General features: G+C 49.0%; 4 protein-coding genes. All 4 read right to left on the bottom strand.

Annotation, left to right across the window (positions count from 1 at the left end):
• Positions 1 to 712 (bottom strand): hypothetical protein (locus E3E28_RS10670; RefSeq protein WP_167915446.1); only part of this gene is annotated, 712 nt, incomplete at its 3' end.
• Between the two features lie 142 nt (positions 713 to 854).
• Entirely contained in the window at positions 855 to 1,208 is a 354-nt protein-coding gene (locus tag E3E28_RS10665) for a hypothetical protein (RefSeq protein WP_167769480.1), read from the bottom strand.
• Positions 1,205 to 1,435 (bottom strand): hypothetical protein, encoded by a 231-nt coding sequence (locus E3E28_RS10660; protein ID WP_167889334.1) that lies wholly within the window; start codon positions 1,433 to 1,435, stop codon positions 1,205 to 1,207. Before E3E28_RS10660 ends, E3E28_RS10665 begins: the two co-directional genes overlap by 4 nt.
• Before the next feature lie 151 nt (positions 1,436 to 1,586).
• On the bottom strand, positions 1,587 to 1,778 hold the full coding sequence (locus tag E3E28_RS10655; RefSeq protein WP_342764411.1) for a t26-2p: 192 nt from the start codon (positions 1,776 to 1,778) through the stop codon (positions 1,587 to 1,589).
• Between the last annotated feature and the right edge of the window lie 84 nt (positions 1,779 to 1,862).

The following is a 1,862-nucleotide window of genomic DNA, read 5'->3' as shown; positions in this document are numbered from 1 at the left end:
TGTTCCAGTAATCGTAGATTTTCAAAGCTATTCCCGCATGCTGGACTAGACTGGTCTGTAATCCCTTATTCGCCGAAACCCCGAACGTTGCTTTTGAACCAACCGCCGCAATACCAAACCACGTTGAAGTGTCAGACCAATTATAGATATCCATGTTTGGAATCCCGTAAACACCAACCGCCTCGTCGCCTGTGTCATCAGTCCTCAAATCAAAGCCAGCAAAGGCAACCATTGTAACATTCGAAAGCGTTACTTCTCCTATGAAAGTGTTACTGCCAATCCAACTTGCCCCCTTCACGATACCAAAAGCGTAAATCTTCGTAACGCCAGGAAGGCCATCAATATAGTATTCCTTCGACTGGGGTGTATAAGTGATATCCAGCTGAGTCATTACGCTGTCAAGGGCTATCTGAAACTGCATCTTGTTAGCCCTATTGTAGATGAAAAGAGCGTATAAGTCCTCTAGCGTTGAAACGCTCATTATGTAGTCAATGTAGTTCTCCCCCGGCTCGACCTGGACGGTTAACGTGTTTCCAGATGGTAGCCAGACACTGGAGACCTGAACAGTCGTAGCCGTCTTATTGACCGTGTCAAGATAGTATTCACGAATAATGAACTTATACGCCGTTGTTTCCGCCTTAACCGGCACTACTGAAACGCTCAACATGCCGAAAAGCACCAACAAAGCCAGCAGAACGCCAAATTGCTTCATTTTGACCACCTCAAATTCAAATTATTAGCGGAATGTCTCTCAGACTCTCGATTATCGCACCATTCAGAACCCCCAAAACCGACAGAAGTGTCATTATTATCGCGAGTATTATTTGCTGAATCACTCCACCTCCCATTTTTCATCACCCTCCCACGCTGTAGTCAATCCCGATGCCGCCCACGAGGGCGAGCAGAAGCGCGAGGTTCTGAACACTGTTCCTCAGAGCATCAAGAAGAGCCGCGCCGTTCGCCTGCCAGAGCGCAGCAATGAACGCCAACAGCATCATGTCATACAGTAGAACCCTCCAGCCGCTCGTGAAAGGCTCGATGAGGGCAACTGCCTTTGAGCCCTTGTTCGTCAGCGCCCAATGAACCAACAGCCCGCCGACTGCGCCGAGCGCGAGCGCCCCTTTCGTCATTATGGGCCAAGCTATGAAATACCACGAGATTGCTATTAGAACAAAGAGAATCAGTTGGACGAGGCTGCGTGGCTTCATACGGCCGTCACCTTTACCTTTTTGAGGCGAGAAACTTCAGCTACAAGTTGCTGCTTCTTGCGAGTGACGCGGATCAGTTCTCGCTGTGCTGCGTCAATCTGCTGCCTAAGCTTCTCAGCGTACCTGTCAAGGGCTTCAATCTCCCGAGCAATCCCGTCCACATCAAGAGACTTCATACTACCGCCTCCGGAGTTTTCGACGGCCTCATCGCCGTAGCTCCAGCCCATCCACCGGAGCTTGCGGCTCGGCCCTGCTGTGAATTTGAGAGAAGTGATTTGAGCGGAGGAAGGCCCATCCTACTTTGAGATTGGAGAAAAAGCGTTTATAAGCAAATAAGAACATTTTAAGCTTAAATTAAGCGTAAAGATGAAAATGAGATTAATCTTTGAGAATGTCCTCCGGCCTGGTGTTGCCGAGCTCTATCCTGTAGAGTTTTAGTACAGCCTCCCTGAAGACCTGGTTGATGCTCGTTCCTTTCACCTTCGCGAGGGCTTTTGCCCTCTTCTCAACCTCAGAATCAATATATATTCCGCGAACAAACCGAGACGATTGGGCCATTCCTCCGCTCACCTCCTTTCATCTTCCAAAACACGCTTTAGGTCATCCACCACCGCAGAATACCACTCATCAGCTAGGAGCTCAAGATTGAGATAG

Source organism: Thermococcus sp. 21S9, assembly GCF_012027635.1.
Classification (GTDB): domain Archaea; phylum Methanobacteriota_B; class Thermococci; order Thermococcales; family Thermococcaceae; genus Thermococcus.
The sequence above is the reverse complement of the archived record's forward strand: the minus strand, read 5'-3'. Positions and strand labels throughout refer to the sequence as shown.